This window comes from Paenibacillus sp. FSL H7-0350, assembly GCF_038593195.1.
GTDB lineage: Bacteria > Bacillota > Bacilli > Paenibacillales > Paenibacillaceae > Paenibacillus_AQ.
On the sequence record NZ_CP151972.1, the window covers coordinates 6,100,135 to 6,118,271 of the forward strand.

Annotated in this window: 16 protein-coding genes and 1 tRNA gene; 11 read left to right on the forward strand and 6 right to left on the reverse strand. The window is 51.8% G+C overall.

The genetic code is table 11. From position 1 onward, the window contains the following. Positions 1–59: 59 nt before the first annotated feature. Entirely contained in the window at positions 60–557 is a 498-nt protein-coding gene (locus NYE24_RS27570) for a hypothetical protein (RefSeq protein ID WP_036696139.1), read from the forward strand. Positions 558–576: 19 nt separating this feature from the next. Then, a complete protein-coding gene (locus NYE24_RS27575) occupies positions 577–1,668 on the forward strand; it encodes a DUF4097 family beta strand repeat-containing protein (protein WP_083678098.1) in 1,092 nt (363 codons plus the stop codon). A gap of 117 nt (positions 1,669–1,785) precedes the next feature. On the opposite strand, the gene NYE24_RS27580 is transcribed toward NYE24_RS27575, so the two are convergent. Further along, positions 1,786–2,766 (reverse strand): aldo/keto reductase, encoded by a 981-nt coding sequence (locus NYE24_RS27580; RefSeq protein ID WP_036696143.1) that lies wholly within the window; start codon positions 2,764–2,766, stop codon positions 1,786–1,788. A gap of 227 nt (positions 2,767–2,993) precedes the next feature. Between NYE24_RS27580 and leuB the strand changes: the two genes are divergently transcribed. From leuB to NYE24_RS27610, 6 genes are all read left to right on the forward strand, one after another. Then, entirely contained in the window at positions 2,994–4,076 is a 1,083-nt protein-coding gene (gene leuB, locus NYE24_RS27585; protein WP_036696145.1) for a 3-isopropylmalate dehydrogenase, read from the forward strand. 236 nt (positions 4,077–4,312) lie between these two features. Further along, on the forward strand, positions 4,313–4,852 hold the full coding sequence (locus NYE24_RS27590) for a peroxiredoxin (RefSeq protein ID WP_036727686.1): 540 nt from the start codon (positions 4,313–4,315) through the stop codon (positions 4,850–4,852). Between the two features lie 321 nt (positions 4,853–5,173). Beyond that, on the forward strand, positions 5,174–5,581 hold the full coding sequence (locus NYE24_RS27595; RefSeq protein ID WP_036696149.1) for a hypothetical protein: 408 nt from the start codon (positions 5,174–5,176) through the stop codon (positions 5,579–5,581). A gap of 334 nt (positions 5,582–5,915) precedes the next feature. Beyond that, positions 5,916–7,019: an ATP-binding protein gene (locus NYE24_RS27600; protein WP_036696151.1), complete on the forward strand. Its 1,104-nt coding sequence runs from the start codon at positions 5,916–5,918 to the stop codon at positions 7,017–7,019. Between the two features lie 130 nt (positions 7,020–7,149). Further along, positions 7,150–8,682 (forward strand): leucyl aminopeptidase, encoded by a 1,533-nt coding sequence (locus NYE24_RS27605; RefSeq protein ID WP_342477140.1) that lies wholly within the window; start codon positions 7,150–7,152, stop codon positions 8,680–8,682. A gap of 143 nt (positions 8,683–8,825) precedes the next feature. Further along, a protein-coding gene (locus tag NYE24_RS27610; RefSeq protein ID WP_342476556.1) for an IS3 family transposase occupies positions 8,826–9,967 on the forward strand; the annotation gives its coding sequence in 2 pieces (ribosomal slippage) (positions 8,826–9,099 and positions 9,099–9,967; 1,143 coding nt in all). A 108-nt stretch (positions 9,968–10,075) separates the two neighbouring features. Here the strand turns inward: NYE24_RS27610 and NYE24_RS27615 are convergent. The 4 genes from NYE24_RS27615 to NYE24_RS27630 all read right to left on the reverse strand — a co-directional run bounded on the left by NYE24_RS27615 (position 10,076) and on the right by NYE24_RS27630 (position 12,798). Continuing rightward, positions 10,076–10,207: a hypothetical protein gene (locus tag NYE24_RS27615; protein WP_256707444.1), complete on the reverse strand. Its 132-nt coding sequence runs from the start codon at positions 10,205–10,207 to the stop codon at positions 10,076–10,078. Positions 10,208–10,318: 111 nt separating this feature from the next. Continuing rightward, positions 10,319–10,510: a FeoB-associated Cys-rich membrane protein gene (locus NYE24_RS27620; RefSeq protein WP_235218462.1), complete on the reverse strand. Its 192-nt coding sequence runs from the start codon at positions 10,508–10,510 to the stop codon at positions 10,319–10,321. A 36-nt stretch (positions 10,511–10,546) separates the two neighbouring features. Next, on the reverse strand, positions 10,547–12,559 hold the full coding sequence (gene feoB / locus NYE24_RS27625) for a ferrous iron transport protein B (protein WP_036696153.1): 2,013 nt from the start codon (positions 12,557–12,559) through the stop codon (positions 10,547–10,549). Continuing rightward, positions 12,556–12,798 carry a FeoA family protein gene (locus NYE24_RS27630; protein ID WP_036696155.1) on the reverse strand — a complete coding sequence of 81 codons (243 nt, stop codon included), beginning with the start codon at positions 12,796–12,798 and terminating at the stop codon, positions 12,556–12,558. Before NYE24_RS27630 ends, feoB begins: the two co-directional genes overlap by 4 nt. 218 nt (positions 12,799–13,016) lie before the next feature. On the opposite strand from NYE24_RS27630, the gene NYE24_RS27635 reads away from it, so the two are divergent. From NYE24_RS27635 to NYE24_RS27645, 3 genes are all read left to right on the forward strand, one after another. Further along, positions 13,017–13,976 carry an aldolase catalytic domain-containing protein gene (locus NYE24_RS27635; protein ID WP_342477141.1) on the forward strand — a complete coding sequence of 320 codons (960 nt, stop codon included), beginning with the start codon at positions 13,017–13,019 and terminating at the stop codon, positions 13,974–13,976. Between the two features lie 187 nt (positions 13,977–14,163). After that, positions 14,164–16,287, forward strand: a complete 2,124-nt coding sequence (locus tag NYE24_RS27640) for an EAL domain-containing protein (RefSeq protein WP_342477142.1) — start codon at positions 14,164–14,166, stop codon at positions 16,285–16,287. Positions 16,288–16,364: 77 nt separating this feature from the next. Further along, positions 16,365–16,438, forward strand: a tRNA-Gly gene (locus NYE24_RS27645). A 139-nt stretch (positions 16,439–16,577) separates the two neighbouring features. On the opposite strand, the gene NYE24_RS27650 is transcribed toward NYE24_RS27645, so the two are convergent. Further along, a complete protein-coding gene (locus NYE24_RS27650) occupies positions 16,578–17,933 on the reverse strand; it encodes a dipeptidase (protein WP_342477143.1) in 1,356 nt (451 codons plus the stop codon). Between the last annotated feature and the right edge of the window lie 204 nt (positions 17,934–18,137).

Here is an 18,137-nt window from a genome sequence, read left to right on the forward strand (position 1 = left end):
CCATAGCGGCTTCGCCGGTTATCTATTTTATTTCAACAAAACTTTTGGGAGGGTAACATATGATTAAGAAAAGACGCTGGCTCACGTTTCTCCTGGCTATGGTTCCAGGACTGGGCCACATGTATCTGGGCTTTAAAAAATTGGGTCTGGAGTATATGATTGGAGCATCGCTCTGTATTATATTCATTCCGTCAATGCCCGCCGTGTTTCCGTTCGCGCTTGCTGCGCTCTGGTTCTATCAATTATTCGATGCGCTGCAAAAGGCGGCTTGGATGAAGGTATCGGCTGCCGAGCATGAGCGGATGATGTTCCATCCGGACAGCTTTGGAGCACCCTGGTCGATGGGAATGTCTGCGCCCCCGATGTACCCGCATGATGATGTGAATCCGGTGTGGGTCGGTATAGGGTGTGTTATCGCGGGCATCCTGCTGCTGCTTATCACTGCATTTCCCGCTTTGTGGGAAATTCTGAGCGATATGAATATCGGAGCGATTCTACTGTCGCTTGCCTTGATCGGGTATGGATTCAGGATGCTGAAGAATAATTCAAAAGTATAGTGAAATGGGGAATTGAAGGATGGGGAGATGGAAAATCGGCAGCTTTACCGCCGCAATAGGGTGCATAATAGTAGGCGTTATTGTAGTCATGGCTCAGTATGGTGCAATCACGTACGATGTGCTGGGCTATATCTGGCCGGCCCTGCTTATCCTGTTCGGCCTGGAGATGCTGCTTAGGCTCTTCATCAAATCCGATGTCAAAAGCCGGGTAAGCGGCTGGGCCATTCTGCTGATCATTGTGCTTATAGCGGCAAGCGGGGCACAGACGGTGTTGGCTGGAGGATCGCTGAGCAGTATCTTCGGCAATACCAAGCTGGTGCCGGTGAACGGGAAGGTAGAAGTGCAGCAGGATATTAAGAACGTGCGGATTAATCTGCCCCAAGGCAAGGTTAAGCTTCAGGGTGTGGATGGGAACACGCTGGCGTATGAAGGGAAGCTGGAGCTGCCGGGCAATACAGACAATGAAGCGGCAAGTGCTCTGGAGCGTAAATGGAAAGTGACGACCGAGGGCGACACGCTTGTGATGGCGCTTGAGGGAGATTCAGGCTGGCTCTCCAATATCCAGATCGGCTTCAACAACAATGCGCCATATCTGAATGTCAGCATTCCGCAGAATCTGGCCGCTCAGGTAGAGACCAGTGACGGTTCCATCGAAGCCGGGGGACTGGCCGCAGGCATTAATGTGGATACGAGCAACGGAACGATGGATATCCATGATGTCTCTGGAGGTGTGAAGGCTCATAGCAGCAATGGCACGCTGACGGTAAAGAATGTACAGGGCGGAGCAGATCTGGTTAGCTCGAACGGTGCGATTACGCTCGGGAATATTGACGGCGCTGTGTCGGCCAGAAGCAGTAACGGCAAGATAACAGTGAACTCGGCAATCACGGGTGCATGGGAGCTGAAATCCAGCAACGGCAAGATTGTCTTAGGCCTTCCTGCGGTAACGGATGCCAAGATTACGGCAGATACCAGTAACGGATCGCTTAAAGGCGATGTGGACTGGGGCGGCGACGATGAGGACCATGGAACGGCTGTACTTGGCAAAGGCACCCATGAGGTCACCTTGTCCACCAGCAATGGTTCTATAACAGTGGATACGGCGCAATAAAAGACATCAAGCACAAAGAGCTGTTCACCGGTAACATTATGCCGGTGAACAGCTCTTTATTGTAAGAGAAGGAATGATTTCCGGGAGATTATGCGGGCTGCAGCCAGTTAGTCCCGATTACCATGCATATGCCTTCGGAGCTGCGCCGCCGGGTCCGGGGAAAATCTCGTCCAGACGCTTCAGCACGGATTCGTCCAGAACAACCTCCAGGCTGCGCAGCGCGCTCTCGAATTGCTCCAGGGTACGCGGTCCGATTATTGGAGCTGTGACGGCAGGATTCGCCAGCAGCCAGGCTAGAGCGATATTATCCTGCGGCTCACCCAGCTCCAGGCTCAGCTCCGCAAAGGCCTCAAGCTGCTTCTTGTGCTGCTCTACCCGCTCCGCGTTGCCGCCGCTGCGGCTGCCCTCAATCTTTTTCAACGCATTGCGGCCAAGCAGTCCTCCGTCAAGCGGACTCCAAGGAATAATGCCTAGGCCCAGATGCTGCGCCGCAGGCAGAACTTCAAGCTCTGGCAGACGGCAGGTCAGGCTGTATTTATGTTGCTCGGATACCAGTCCGAGGAACCCGCGGGCCTTCGCCTCCTGCTGGGCAACGGCAATATCCCAGCCGGCGAAGTTGCTGGAGCCGGTGTAGCCGATCTTGCCTTGGCTGACCGCAAGCTCAAAGGCGCCCCACAGCTCGTCCCAGGACACGTTACGGTCGATATGGTGCATCTGGTAGAGTTCGATGTGATCGGTCTGCAGACGCTGCAAGGAGCCCTCTAGATGACGGCGGATAATGTAGGAAGAGAGGCCGCCTTCATCATTGGGTCCATCCAGCTTGTCGCTCATCGCCCCGTAGACCTTGGTCGCCAGGACAACCTTCTCACGGCGTCCGCCGCCCTGCTTGAACCAGCGGCCGATAATGGTCTCGGTCAGACCCGAGTTCTCACCCCAGCCATACACATTGGCGGTATCAAAAAATTGGACTCCCGCGTCCAGCGCTGCATCCATAATGCGGAAGGCTTCCTTCTCGTCGGTGATGGGACCGAAGTTCATCGTTCCCAGACAGAGGCGGCTTACCTTCATACCAGACTTGCCAAGCTTCGCGTATTGCATCTTAAGATCACTCCTCTTCCATATGATTAGAGATCCGATAATTTCACCTGCCCATTAATTGTAATCAATTGGCGGGACAAGGGCAAATTCACGCTCCGCTTCACTTATAGGCTATATCTATGAACGTGATAGAATCTATATCTTTGTCCTTTGTCCTTCGTTATGATACAACAATATACAGAAGAACTATGTCTGCGACCAGCAGGACTACCTAAGGAGTGACAGGAATGAGCGAGGTCAAAAAAATCGCCGTAATTGCCGGGGACGGTATCGGACCTGAAGTTGTGGCAGAAGCAGAAAAGGTATTGAAGAGAACGGAAGAGTTGTTCGGGTATACATTTGAAACGGAGCACGCCCTGTTCGGCGGAATCGCCATTGATGAACGCGGAACTCCGCTGCCTGAGGATACGCTTGCGATCTGCCGCAGCGCCGATGCTGTATTGCTTGGAGCCGTAGGCGGACCGAAGTGGGATAACAATCCGAAGGAGCTGCGTCCGGAGACTGGACTGCTGGGTATCCGCAAGGCGCTTGGTCTATTCTCCAATCTGCGACCGGCAGTGGTCTTCGATTGTCTGAAGGATGCTTCGACGCTGAAGCCGGAGGTACTGGAAGGAACAGACCTGATGGTCGTACGTGAATTGACAGGCGGGATCTACTTCGGGGACAAGCTGCGCCGTCAAGGCGAGCATGGAGAAGAAGCGGTAGACACTTGTGTCTATAATGTCATGGAGGTTGAGCGGATTGTACGCCAGGCGTTCGAGATTGCCGGGAAGCGCCGGGGTAAGCTGGCGAGCGTAGACAAAGCCAATGTACTGGAGACCTCCCGTCTGTGGCGTGAAGTGGTGAACAGAGTGGCGCCGGAATATCCGCAGGTTGAGGTTGAGCATGTGCTGGTGGATAACTGTGCGATGCAGCTGCTGCGCCGTCCTTCGAGCTTCGATGTCATCGTGACCGAGAATATGTTCGGCGATATCCTGAGCGATGAAGCAGCGATGCTGACAGGCTCGATTGGTATGCTGGCCTCCGCTTCACTGGGAGAAGGCAGCTATGGCCTCTATGAGCCGGTTCACGGCTCCGCGCCTGATATTGCCGGACAAGGACTGGCGAACCCGATCGCCACGATCCTGTCGCTTGCACTGATGTTCCGCATGACCTTCGGCTACGAGAATGCAGCCGCTGCCATTGAAGCCGCAGTTGCAGAGGTACTGGATGCCGGTCACCGCACCAGTGATATCGCAGTTGATAAGAGCAAGGCGATCAGCACCACAGAGATGGGTGACCTGATTGTAGCCGCTATCCGCAAAGCCTAGTTCTACCACATGTATCCCTTTTGACGCAGAACGGAGAAAAACTTCACAAAATGTTGCTTATTTATAATTATTATAAAAAAGTAATCAATGTAATATTGACTTTGATTTTGTACGATGATAACATTTGGTCTGTACCCGTAAGAATGTAACCATCCCATAAAATCAAGAAAAGCATATTGCATCCGGCAACGGTCCGTAGCTGTTTTTCTTACATAATCAAAAGGAGGATTTAAGCAATGGCAGAACGTTTGGTAGGTAAACCCGCTCCTGACTTCTTCATGGAGACAGTAACAGGAGACGGTAAGGATTTCGGTAAGGTAAGCTTGTCCGACTATCGCGGCAAATGGCTTGTATTCTTCTTCTATCCGCTTGATTTCACCTTCGTATGTCCAACAGAAATTACAGCGTTGAGTGATGCAGCTGCTGATTTCGCAGAGCTGGATACAGAAATTCTCGGTGTGAGCATCGACTCCATCCATAGCCACAAGGCTTGGTTGTCTACACCTAAGGATATGAACGGTCTTGGCCAGATCAACTTCCCGCTGGCCTCTGATATCACGAAGAAGGTTGCCAGTGATTATGGCGTCCTGATTGAAGAAGAAGGCATTGCGCTGCGCGGACTGTTCATCATCGATCCTGAAGGTGAACTGAAGTATCAGGTTGTTAACCATAATGATGTAGGCCGCAGTGTTGAAGAGACATTGCGTGTGCTGCAGGCTCTCCAATCCGGCGGGCTGTGCGCTATGAACTGGAAACCAGGCGACAAGAACCTGTAAGCTTCCGGGCCTCATGAGCCGCGATCTTTGATATACTAAGAGGACCTCCTTGCGGGAAGTATTATTCCCTTCAAGGAGGTTTTTTGCAAAAAGATAAGAATGTATATGCTTCGCGCTATAATTATCCTTATCGTTCTCGCTGGAACGGTACCGTCCTTTAAAAGGACGGCAAAACCGTTTCCACTTGAGATAAGGGCAGGCGTTTGAAAATGGGCATAAAGGTTAATATATAGCTTGTAAGGGGAGGAATCTCTCCCGCTGCTTTGTAATATACTAATAGGAATTCAAATCAACGACAACACTCAAGGAGGGTGAACAAAAATGAGCTTTTGCTGTGGAGCGAGTATGGTTGGAACGAAGGGGACCCTAAAGCATTATCGCACGCAAGTCCATAATGTTCCCCTGCTTTTTTGTCCGGTATGCCACCGGGTAGAGGTACATTACAAAGTCGAGAATGAATATGAAATTCTGGCGGAATATGCCCATGGCGACGGCGTCACGGATGTGGATTTCCAGGATTATGTGATGGAGGAAGAGGAAGCGATCTTCGAGAACGTCATCAATATGGAGAGCGAGGACCCGCTCGCGATCATACGCAGCCAGATCGATATGTCGCTGGACCTGCTGGCAGTTGCTAAACAGATCGGCGACTCCAAATGGGAACGTGAGCTGAAGAAGCGTCTGGCTGTCATGAGCCAGCGGCGTCTCCGGCTCCAGCAGAAGGCTTGAATATCTGTCTAGCTCCTGCCACCATCATGTTATAAATTAGTGAGCTCCCGCCATATGGCGGGGGCTCTTTTCAATGTATTTGCAGGAAATAAATCATTCCCCTCCTACTTAAATGTGTCTTTAGAATCATTTTAGGAATATTTTTGTCATTCGACAGATTCTCTGATTGCGTTGTCTTCTTCTCTTGGATATGATTGGAATATAGTTGAAACGGTTGGATAATACAATACGATTTTCGAATGTTCTGGCGGCTTCGTCATATACTCAGATACATAGTAATTTGATGTCGCTTAAGCGTCTTCGTCAATTGCAGTAAAAGGGGGAACTTCGTATCGTGATAAGCCAATATCAGGAAAGCTTGCTATTATCGGCAAGAACGTTTCAATCTGGTCCGATGGATACCACATTTGAGGATGTGCTGGAGCACATCGACAGCGGGATTCTGCTTTTTGATGATGAGGGTGTGCTAACTTTTGTCAACAAGCAGATGTATGGCATTCTTGAGCTTAACCGTCACTCTCTTCTGGGTTGCACCTTGCATCATCTGTTATCCCATATTCAGCTTAGCCGCTTCAAGAAGAAGCAGGTGCTCAGGAGTTACCGTGAAATGGTGCTCAAAGGTAAGCCAAGCTATGAATTTGTGGATGAATATGGACGGTACTGGCGCGCAACCCTGTCCAGCGGAGAGGAAATGAAGGGCAGCTACCTGTTCACATTCAAAGAGATCTCCGACTACAAGCTAATTGAACAGACAGCTTACCAGAATGACAGCCTGGCCATGTTGGGCCGGTTATCGGCATCCATCGCCCATGAGATCCGCAATCCCCTGACGGCTATCCGGGGGTTCATCCAATTGCTTCATCCCCATCTGCATCTGCTCGGCAAAGAAGAATATGCGAAGATTATATTAGCGGAGATTGACCGTGCCAATGACATTATTCATGAATTTCTGACTTCCTCTAAGCCTTCTGTGCCGCAGATCAGCATGATTCCTGTCTCTGCATTACTGAAGGAAGTAGTCCTGCTGACAGAGAGCGAGGCGCTGATGAAGGGCTGCCAGATCAACTTGCAGGTGCTCCAGGAGGACCTGGCCATCTCAGGGGATATTAAGCAAATGAAGCAGGTTGTGCTGAATATGATCAGAAATGCGATGGAAGCAATCTCGGAGCGGGTGGATGATTCTGTAGGGCGAATTGAGGTAGGCGCACGTAAAGAAGGAACAGAGGTGCGCATCTTCATCTCTGACAACGGCAAGGGAATGGATATCTGCACGCTTGACAGACTGTTCAATCCGTTCTTCACCACGAAGGAGAATGGGACGGGACTTGGACTCTCCGTCAGTGACCGGATCATCAAGAATCATGGCGGCTGCATCTCGGTCAGCAGCCGGCTGAATGAAGGAACCCGATTCGTCATTTCACTTCCGCTTACTCATTAATGCTTATTTTAAGCCCGTTGTTCTCGGTGGAGTGCATACGGGTTATAATCAATATGTAAGGGCTGATTCCTGCAATGCACGAACAAGTGCGGGAGATCAGCCTTATCTGCGTCTGTCGGAGGGATGAATTTTGATTATTGAATGGAGCAGTGATGCCAGTCAAGCCATGGCCCGAGGAGAGGCTGTATGTCTAATGATCTCAGAGGCACAGGCACAGGGAGAAGGACTTCCGGCGGACTGGGCCGCGCGAGTCCGCCTATTGTCCGCAGCGGGGCTGTTCAGTGGCAAACAGGGGCAACTGTATATCATGCCCGTAATGGAGCAACCCGAGCAGCCTGTGGTCATTCTGGCCGGAAGCGGAAAAGGCCAGATGGGTATGCACGAGCTGCGGCAGCTGATGGCACAGACTGCCAAGGCGGCTTACAGGCTGAAGGCTGCTGCGCTCGTTGTGCAGGTACCGTCGGCACTAGGCGGGCGTGCTGGGGATCTGAAGGCAGAGCAGGCCGGCCAGGCCATCGCGGAAGGGCTGGTCCTGGGGTCGTACCGCAGAAGACAATATAAACTGGAACAGGCAGCCTACGCAGGTATTGAGACGGTACTTCTGCGTATGCAAGGCAAGAGCGAAGCAGCAGAAGGGGAAGCCTGGAGACAAGGGATCAAGCGGGGGAAGGCTTTCGGGGAGGCTGCCAACCTTGCCCGTGATTTGACCAACCGTCCGGGGAATCTGCTGACTCCGTCGGGGCTTGCGATGGCCGCTATAGAAATCGCTGAACGGCACGGACTTCCCGCTGAAGTGTTGGATGAACGGGAGCTGGAGCTTAAGGGAATGGGCGGATTGCTTGCGGTCGGCAGCGGCAGTGTGAATGCTCCCCGCATGATTGTTATCCGCTATCAGGGAACGAACCAATGGGAGAACGCAGTAGGTATAGTCGGCAAAGGAATTACTTTCGATACCGGAGGCATCTCTCTGAAGCGGGCACCGGGCATGGAGAGCATGCACAGCGATATGGCCGGTGCCGCAGCCGTTCTGGCGGTCATGGATGCGCTGGGGCATTTGCGTCCCAAGATCAATGTGGTCATGCTGATTCCGGCGGCAGAGAATATGCCTGCAGCGAATGCTTTTAAACCGGGTGATATCATTACTACTCTCAGTGGAAGAACAATTGAAATTATCAATACCGATGCGGAGGGCCGGATCATTCTGGGAGATGCGCTTACCTATGCCCGGGAGTGGGGGGTGCAGCGGATCATTGACGTAGCCACGCTGACAGGAGCTGTGGTGTCGATACTGGGAGATGTGGCTACAGGGGCAGTAACGAATGATCAAGCATTCCTGGAAGAACTTTTGGCAGCCTCAAGGCTGTCGGGGGAGCAGATCTGGCCGTTGCCCGTCTATCCTGAATTCCGGGAAATGCTGACAAGCGAGGTTGCGGATCTCCGCAATGCTGCCGGGCGGTATGGAGCTGCCAGCACGGCGGGGCTGTTCATTGGAGAATTCGCCGAAGGACTGCCGTGGGTGCATCTCGATATTGCAGGGACTGCTTTTCTGTCAGCGGAACGTGGAATGAATCCTAAGGGGGCCACGGGCGTAATGGTCCGCACCTTGCTGGAATATCTGCTGAGCGCTGCGGCTGAACCGGATTACCGCTCCCCTGAAGCCTAACCCGAATCGTCCTGACAGACAAAGAGCCGCAGAATCTCAGTTTCCTGGGGACTGACCCCCTAATGTGAGACAAATCAAAACACCTTCAAGAGAATGAAACTCTGTCGTAAGATAGGGAGATATCCTTGGAGGTGTTTTTTGCGTTGGCAACCAGAGTGAGTTACCCCGTAGAAATAAAGATGAAAGCTATAGAAATGAGATTGGCAGGAGTACCCGTGAGCGATGTTATGAGACAGTTGGGCATACGAAATAGGACACAACTAAAAGTCTGGATGAAATGGTATCGCGAAGGCGAAATTCATCGCATGGAGCAACCTGTAGGTAAGCAATACAGCCTTGGAAAAGGTCCGGAAGCCACTACGGAGCTGGAGAGACTAAAGGCAGAGAATCGATTCCTGAAGCAACAATTGGACCTGCTAAAAAAGTACAAGGAACTGGAAAGGGGGTGGAACCAGAAGTTGTCGTTGCCTGGATCGAATCCATTCGGGCAGAAGTGAAGGTGTCGGAGGCTTGTGCGTGGCTTGGGGTCGCGAGAGCTACCTACTACCGCTGGAAGGCTGCCAGGACTCAACGTACAGATCGGATGGTGGAAAAGATAAGGCAGCTTTGCACTCTGCACAAATTCCGGTACGGTTACCGTAAAATCACGGCACTCCTTCGGGCAGAAGAGCCTATAAACCATAAACGGGTCCAGCGTATCATGCAGCGTGAGGGATTACAGTGCCGTGTGAGGATGAAGAAACGAAAGACTACGGGGCAACCGGCACAACCTGCAGAACATCTGTTAAAGCGGCAATTTCATGCAGCAGCTCCCTTGCAAAAACTGGTCACAGATATTACGTATTTGCCGTTTGGCGGCAAGATGTTGTACCTTTCAAGTATTTTGGATCTGTACAACGGAGAAATTGTCGCTTACAGTATAGCGGACAAGCAGGACACGTCCTTTGTATTGGATACGCTGGGCCAACTTCCAGAGCGGGCCAACATGCTGCTCCACAGCGATCAGGGCAGTGTGTATACGTCTCAGGCGTACCAGGCGGCAGTCAAAGAAAAAGGCATTACCATGAGCATGTCCCGTAAAGGAACGCCCGCGGATAATGCCCCCATCGAATCGTTTCATTCCACCCTAAAGTCTGAAACGTTCTACCTCGAAGATCTCATGTGTACAACGACAGCAATCGTTGAACGGACCGTTCGAGACTACATCACCTACTATAACTCAATTCGGATTCAGGCGAAACTAAATAACCAGTCGCCGGTGGATTTTCGGCGACTGGCTGCTTAAACTTGCAAGGTGTTTTGACCCCTGTCTCACAAACAGGGTGCAGTCCCCTGAGACCTGCGGCTCTTTGTGTATTTGGAATCCTGCTTCTCATAACTGCGGAATGACAGCCTATTTACGGGCCTTCATCTGGGCAGTCAGGGATTGGACGCCATTCATAATCTTATCCCGTGTATTCTTATTCTTCAGCAAGTAGGCGGCTCCCAAGGCTACCGTTGTAAACAGAGTCTTCTTGGTGTTCATGGTTATTCCTCCTTGGCACTAGTCTGGTTGTTAAAAGCTTATAACTAACATACCCGCATGCCAAGGTTTCTAAACGAAAGAATACCAATCTGTATCAGGTAGAACTGCATCCTAGCGCTTGCTGCCCAGTGTAGCACTGCCACAGGACAGAGGGGAATCCATCGCTGCTGCAGGACAGGTCTTGCCCTTGTCACAGCCCGCACAGGCCCCCTGCTTGCCCTTCTGCACATGGCGGTAGATCATCCAGCCGGAATATCCGAATATTAACGTCACGATCACAATATTAACGATCATTGCTGTCATCGCTTCCTCTCAAAATAACTTGGACTTGCTACGGGGCTACGACCATCCGAGCAAACGTCCTCCTTGATAGATCACCAGTGACACCGCATAAGCTAATACCAGAGAGTAACCCATGGAGAAGAATGTCCATTTCCAGGATGCAGTCTCCTTCTTGATAACGCCGACAGTGGCCAGGCAAGGAATGTAGAGCAGGATAAAGGCCATGAAGCTGATCGAGCTAAGCGGTGTAAAGACTGAAGCAATTTGCCCTTCCAGTCCTGCTGCATCCGGGGCATGGTAGATGATGTTCATGGTGGAGACCACAACCTCTTTCGCGAGGAAGCCGGGCACCAGGGTAGAACCGGCCTGCCATGTTCCGAAGCCGAGCGGATGCAGCAGCGGGGCGATGAAGCCGCCGAATTTGGCCAGGAAGGAGTGATCCATGTCCACATTGAGACCGCCAGGACCGGCATAGGACATCAGCCAGATCAGAACCGAGCCGGCCAGGATGATGGTCCCTGCTTTGCGCAGGAAGCCTTTGCCCTTTTCCCAGGTGCTGCGGCTCAGTGTCTTGAACTGCGGCATCCGGTAAGGAGGCAGTTCAATAATGAAGATAGACGTCTCATTTTTGAACAGGTACTTGGAGAAGAACTTACACAGAATCAGTGCAAATACAACACCCAATACATACATAGAGAGTACAGCTGTGGCTTGCTGGGCAGGGAAGAAGACCGCTGCGAACAGCAGATATACCGGAAGCCGGGCAGAACAGGACATCAGCGGCATTAGCAGTGTTGTCAGCAGCCGGTCCTTGGGCTGTTCAATGCTCCGGGCTGCCATAATCGCCGGTACGTTGCAGCCGAAGCCGATAATGAACGGAATGAAGGCCTTGCCGTTCAGTCCCATCCGTTCCATCGTGCTGTCCATCAGCAGGCAGACACGGGCCATATACCCGGAATCCTCCAGGAAGGAGATCATCAGGAACAGGATGAAGATCTGTGGAACAAATACGAGCACGCCGCCTACACCGCCGATGAGGCCATCAACGATTAGCGCGTGCGTGAATTCAGAAGCCCCGATGGCCCCCAGCAGCGAATTTGTCCAATCGCTGAACTGACCGCCGATAAAGCCATCCAAGAGATCGGACAACGGCCCGCCAATCCAGTCAAAGGTAGTTTTGAACATGGCATACATAAAGACGATGAACAGGGGAAGTCCCAGAAAACGGTGGGTAAGGATGGAATCCAGACGTTCGGTCAGATTATGCGGTTTTTGCAGGGTAGAGTCTATAGCGTCAGCGCATACCATCCGGATGTAGTCCATGCGGACAGAACGAATCCACTGTGGAAGCGTCAGGGCGAGCTTATCCTGCTGCAGCCGGGTCTGACAGGCTTCTGCGATCAACAGTAATCCGGAAATATCCATCCGCTTCTTGAGCAGCTCAAGGATTACCGGGTTCTGCTCCATCAGCTGCAGAGCAACCCAGCGGAGATTAGGTAGACCAGAGGTCTTCTGCAATTGCGCAACAATGGAGGTTATGGCTTCCTCAGCGATGTCGCCATAATTCAACTGGAAGGTAACAGGCGGGATATGGGAGGGCTGCTCCAGCACGCTAAGCACCTGACTGGTTCCCTTGCCTGTCCGTGCAATCAGCGGCAGCACGGGAACACCAAGCCGTTCCTTAAGGATGTCGGGATCCACCTGAATGCCGCGTGCCTTGGCGACATCGGTCATATTCAGTCCGAGGATCGTCGGCTTGCCATACTCCAGCAGTTGCAGGGTAAGCAGCAGGTTTCGTTCCAATTGCGAGGCATCGACAATATTGATAAGTGCTTCAGGGGTTTCTTCGATCAGATATTGTGCGGCTACGCCCTCATCGCGGGAGAGGGGGTGAAGAGAGTAGATTCCGGGCAAATCGATCAGCTTGCCGGCTCCATTCTTCAGACTGCCGATTTTTTTCTCAACCGTAACGCCTGCCCAGTTGCCTACGTATTCGTAGGAAGAAGTCAGGGTATTAAACAGCGAGGTTTTCCCTGTGTTGGGGTTCCCCACAAGTGCGATAGAGCTCATGACACCTTCACCTCTATCATAGATGCTTCCTTACGCCGGATAGCAAATAACTGACCGTTGCATTCAAGCGTAATCGGACCCATGAAAGGCCCTTTGCCCTTGAGACGGATCATTACACCCTCAGATACTCCCAGATCGGCCAGACGGCGGCGCAAGATAGGATTCATGCCTTCAATTCTTTGAATGGAGCCGGTAGTGCCTGGTTGCAGACGCAGCAAGGAGCAGGATGTTAGAGCCATTGTTATCCCTCCGAAAGAGACTGATAATCAATCTCAATGATTTCTTGTAATGTAGCATTTTACTCCCGTTTTTTCTGTGATTAATGTCATTGTTTCTGTTTGCAAAAATCGATATGAAGATTGCTGAAATTTTCTTTACAATATCTTCTTCATTAAAGTATGATTGAACGATAATATAAGCATAGTACTTAATAGATACCCCGAAGGGAGAACAGATTGTGAAGACTAATCATAGTAAAATTGTCGATTGCACCATCCGTGATGGGGGATTGGTGAATAACTGGGATTTCAGTATTGAATTTGTTCAGAAATTATATGCCGGACTGAATGAAGCCGGTGTTGATTATATGGAAATCGGATATAAAAACTCGCCGAAGCTGCTCAAAGGGGCAGAGGGTGCAGGTCCTTGGCGCTTTTTGAATGACGACTTCCTGCGCAAGGTAATTCCGCAAAAGGGGCATACGAAGCTGTCGGCTCTGGTCGATATCGGGCGTGTGGACGAGAATGATATTCTGCCCCGCAGTGAGAGCATGCTCGATCTGATCCGTGTGGCTTGTTACAGCAAGGATGTGGACAAGGCCCTTCAACTGGTGCAGACGTTCCATGACCTGGGCTATGAGACGACCATTAATATTATGGCCCTGTCCAACGTGATGGAGAATGAGCTGCTGGAAGCCTTCGAGCAGATTCGTGAGAGCGTAGTTGATGTAGTCTATATCGTGGATTCTTACGGCAGCCTGGATCATAATGACTTTCATTACCTGGTAGAGAAGTTCAAGACACATCTGCCGGAGAAACGGCTCGGTGTGCATACCCACAACAATCTTCAGCTGGCCTTCTCCAATACGCTGATTGCAGCCGAGAAGGGGGTAGAGCTTCTGGATGCTTCCTGCTATGGAATGGGCCGCGCTGCAGGTAACTGTCCTACAGAGCTTCTGGTTACCCATCTGAAGAACACGAATTATACGCTCCGGCCTGTTCTGGATATCGTTGAGAACCTGATGATTCCTCTGCGGGAGAAGGAAGAGTGGGGCTACATCATTCCGTATATGATTACCGGAACGCTGGATGAGCATCCCCGCTCGGCAATGGCGCTGCGATCTTCGGCCAATAAAGATAAGGCGGTTGACTTCTATGACACACTAACAACACCTGAAGTCAATTTCGGGGACAAATAACCGTCTGGAAGGAGAAAGCACTGGCCTCTATTTGTAGGCAGGTGCTTTTTTTCTGCCGGAACTGCTTCCTTGCAATATTGTAGATGATCAATGTAACTTTACAGAGCCGTCTGGCCGATATTTATACATAGGACATCATACACATCCATCTGACTTTATAGATATTATTTTTAGACGCGAGGGACTTATGAGACAAGAAGAGAGAAAGACGATTCATGCGGCTATTCTGGGGGCTGCGCTATTCCTTCTGATCCAGATTTTTCGTACACCGCTGGGACAAATAGAGGACAAGGATTTGCTGATGGCGTTTTACCTTATTTTGGGCTGCTGTACTATCGCATTCGGTTTTGCGATTTTCGCCCAGGGCTGGCTGCTGTTCGCCAATAGTTTATCCAAAGCCAGGCTGTACACCTCTGCATTGTTCCTGGGGGTGAGTATTTTTGACTTCCTGCATGTACTCGGGTTTGTAGGTATTCCCGGAATCACCCCTTATATCAGCCAGGGGCAGTCCTTATGGCTCCTGACGTTCTCCCGCTTGGCCAGTGCGCTGGGAATTATGCTTATTTTTAGCAGAGAAGACCAGCTTGTTGGAACCGGCAGCAAGGGGAAGGTATTCAGGAATGCATTTGTGGTGATTCTGCTGTCTTTGGCGGTACTTGGTCTCGGCAACCGGATTGTCCCCGGGCTGGCGGACGAACCATGGGCAGAAACGGCAAGAGATCTGATGAATATGGCGATACTGTTCGTCTATTTGCTTGGCGCTGCGATTATCATCTATCCTGGCAAAAGCGAGAAGTCGGCTTCTCTGCTGATTATTATCCGTTCCCTTGTATTCTTCTCACTGGCTCAGGTCTTCTTCATGAATCTGTTCAGTGTCGGAGAATTGGATTATCTCTTCGGGATGCTCAGCAGCGCAGCGGCGTATTATCTTCTGCTGACCGGAGTCTACAGATTGACGATTGAGGAGCCGTTCCAGGAGAACCAGCAGGCGGAAGCGCGGATTAATTATCTGGCGTACCACGATGAGCTGACAGGTCTTCCGAACAGACGCCGTCTGATGCAGCGCATGGAAGAGGTGGTGCTCCAGAGTGAGCAGGACAAAAGCCGCGGCTTCTCCGGGCTGGTCATTATGAACATCAACCATTTCAAGAATATCAATGACTCCCTTGGTCATTATGCAGGAGATCTGCTGCTGCAGCTGGTCGCCCGGCGGATCGGGGACGAGGTTAGAGTCAATGAAGAGCTCTTTAGTATGGGGGCGGACGAGTTTGCTTTTCTGATGACGGAGCGGACGGGGCTGGAGAACTGTCTGGTCCGCGCGGGTGAGCTGCTGCGCCTGTTCGAGACACCGGTAGGCCTGGAGTCGGGTGAATACCATATCTCGCTTAGTCTGGGGGTAAGCATCTATCCCGGGGACGGAGATACGGCTGAGCAGTTGATACAAAATGCGGACACAGCGGTGCACAATGCCAAGGAGCAGGGGGTGGAGATCCGCCGCTATATTCCGGCTATGCAGATGAAGGCGAAGGAACGCCTCAAGCTGGAGAACGATCTGCGCCGGGCGCTGGAGCGGGGGGAGTTCTATCTGGTCTATCAGCCCCAGGTACTGCTTGAGACAGAAGAGATTGTCGGTATGGAGGCGCTGCTGCGCTGGAACCATCCCAAACGCGGCTTGGTCTCTCCAGTAGATTTCATTCCTATCGCTGAAGAGAGCGGGCTAATTGTTCCCATTGGGGAATGGGTGCTTAAGACGGCCTGTATGCAGAATAAAATGTGGCAGGATGCTGGCTATCATCCGATTTGCGTGTCCATTAACCTCTCGATGCGCCAGTTCTTGCAGCCCAATCTGGCGGGCAAAATTGATGCTATCCTGAAGGATATCGGTCTAGATCCCTGCTACGTGGATTTGGAAATTACCGAGAGCATGACCCTGGACAAGGAGACCGCCTTCGACCAATTGAACCGTCTCAAAAGACTTGGCGTATGCATCAGCATCGATGATTTCGGCACAGGCTACAGCTCGCTGCATTATCTGAAGAATATGCCGATTGACCGCTTGAAGATCGACCGTTCCTTCGTATCGGATGTCATGGAGGACAGCAACAATGCCGCGATTGTCTCTACGATTACCTCGATGGCCCACCATTTGAAGCTCAAGGTTACCGCCGAAGGCGTGGAGAACAAGGAGCAGCTGCACTTTCTGCGCCAGCAGCATTGCCATGAGGCCCAGGGGTATCTGTTCAGCAAGCCGGTGAAGGCGGCTGAATTCGAGCAGTCCTTCCTCAGGCCTCTGCTGGAAATGCCGTCGTAATCTCCGGTATCTGAATTTAATAGGGTTGCAATTTATTCGTAGTGATGCTACAATGTTTCTTGTACTCAATTTGAGTTGCGGGTGTAGTTCAATGGTAGAACTTCAGCCTTCCAAGCTGATAGCGTGGGTTCGATTCCCATCACCCGCTCCATAATTAACTTCCGAAATCCTTGTCCGCAAGGGTTTTTTTGTTGTGTATCGCACGTGCAAAAATAAACAAAAAGAAGCCAGGCCCCCTGATCCTCCGGGGGCCTGGCTTTATGAAATGACAGGTAAGACTGTCTTGGACGTTAGACGGTCTTCAGGAACTCTACAAGGGTCAGCAGACCTTTGTCGAAGTTCTCCAGGTTGAAGTGCTCGTCCGGTGCATGCAGGTTCTCGTCATCGAGTCCGAAGCCCATCAGGACGACCGGCGCCTTCAGGATGCGGGCGAAGCTCTCCATGATGGGGATGGAGCCGCCATCTTTGGTGAAGAGGGCGCGGGTGCCGTAGACCTTACCGTAAGCATCGGCAGCGGTCTGGAGGATCGGGTGCGACGGATCGATGTTGAAGGCGCGTGCCTTCTCCATCTGCTTCACCTGAACCTTGGCGCCCTTTTGGATATTCGCCTTCAGGTGGGCTTCAACGGCATCCAGGATGTGCTGCGGGTCTTGGTCGCCAACCAGGCGGCAGGTAATTTTGGCATGGGCTTCCTTCGGGATTACCGTCTTGCTGCCTTCGCCTTGGAAGCCGCCGTATACACCGTTCAGCTCCAGTGTTGGACGCGCGCCGACCCGTTCCACGAAGGTGTAGCCTTCTTCGCCGTACAATTGCTCCAGGCCGAGGGCGGCCCGGATCTTGTCTTCGTCGACACCTTGCTTGGCGAATTCTTCGCGCAGCAGCGGGGATAGGACAGGCACACCTTCGTAGAAGCCTTCTACAGATACGCGGCCCTTGTCATCGTGAAGGGTGCTCAGCAGCGAGACCAGTGCATGCAGCGCATTAGGAACGCCGCCGCCGTAGGAGCCGGAGTGCAGGTCAGTCAAGGCAGTGTTCACTGTAACCTCCATCGAGCAGAGACCACGGAGCCCGGTGCAGATGGCAGGGCGTCCGCGCTCCAGCAGGGAGGTATCCGAGACAAGAACAGCATCTGCCGCAAGCTTGTCCTGGTTAGCTTCCAGGAATGGCGGCAGGTTGACGCTGCCAATCTCTTCTTCCCCTTCGATGCAGAGCTTAATGTTGACCGGCAGAGTGCCCTCTTGCTTGAGAATAGCCTCGATGGCTTTGATATGCATGAATACCTGGCCTTTGTCGTCTGTAGCGCCGCGGGCATAGAGCTTGCCGTCACGGATCTCCGGTTCAAACGGAGGCGTAGTCCACAGGTTCAGCGGATCAACCGGCTGTACATCATAATGGCCGTAGACCAGAATGGTCGGCTTGCCGGGGGCATGAAGGTAATCTGCATAGATCACCGGATGACCGGCGGTAGGGTGCAGCTCGATATTCTCAAGACCCGCACGCTTCAGGGTCTCTACCAGCCAGCCGGCTGCGGTATTAATATCTTCTTTGTGGCTGGACAGGGCTGAAATGCTGGGGATCGCCAGCCATTGCTTGAGTTCGCCAAGCTGGGCTTCACGCTCAGCCTGAAAGTAAGTTTCGTATGACATTGTAGGTATGTACCTCCTTGGAATTCGCTGCTTAATACCACAGCTACCCGTATTATGCGGCAACATGCATAACGGAGGGTCTCTGCGGCTCAGGTCGGCAGTGTAATGCATTCATTATACTGGAGATATCCCGAGGGATCAAAAAAGGATTGTCCATCGCTAGAGCAGAGGGTGACTGGAACTGCGTAGCTCAGGAGACAGTTC

Coding starts and splice junctions, on each gene's coding strand:
- NYE24_RS27570 (WP_036696139.1), top strand. CDS start 60: ATGATTAAGAAAAGACGCTGGCTCACGTTTCTCCTGGCTATGGTTCCA.
- NYE24_RS27575 (WP_083678098.1), top strand. CDS start 577: ATGGGGAGATGGAAAATCGGCAGCTTTACCGCCGCAATAGGGTGCATA.
- NYE24_RS27580 (WP_036696143.1), bottom strand. CDS start 2,766: ATGCAATACGCGAAGCTTGGCAAGTCTGGTATGAAGGTAAGCCGCCTC.
- leuB (WP_036696145.1), top strand. CDS start 2,994: ATGAGCGAGGTCAAAAAAATCGCCGTAATTGCCGGGGACGGTATCGGA.
- NYE24_RS27590 (WP_036727686.1), top strand. CDS start 4,313: ATGGCAGAACGTTTGGTAGGTAAACCCGCTCCTGACTTCTTCATGGAG.
- NYE24_RS27595 (WP_036696149.1), top strand. CDS start 5,174: ATGAGCTTTTGCTGTGGAGCGAGTATGGTTGGAACGAAGGGGACCCTA.
- NYE24_RS27615 (WP_256707444.1), bottom strand. CDS start 10,207: ATGAACACCAAGAAGACTCTGTTTACAACGGTAGCCTTGGGAGCCGCC.
- NYE24_RS27620 (WP_235218462.1), bottom strand. CDS start 10,510: ATGACAGCAATGATCGTTAATATTGTGATCGTGACGTTAATATTCGGA.
- feoB (WP_036696153.1), bottom strand. CDS start 12,559: ATGAGCTCTATCGCACTTGTGGGGAACCCCAACACAGGGAAAACCTCG.
- NYE24_RS27630 (WP_036696155.1), bottom strand. CDS start 12,798: ATGGCTCTAACATCCTGCTCCTTGCTGCGTCTGCAACCAGGCACTACC.
- NYE24_RS27640 (WP_342477142.1), top strand. CDS start 14,164: ATGAGACAAGAAGAGAGAAAGACGATTCATGCGGCTATTCTGGGGGCT.
- NYE24_RS27650 (WP_342477143.1), bottom strand. CDS start 17,933: ATGTCATACGAAACTTACTTTCAGGCTGAGCGTGAAGCCCAGCTTGGC.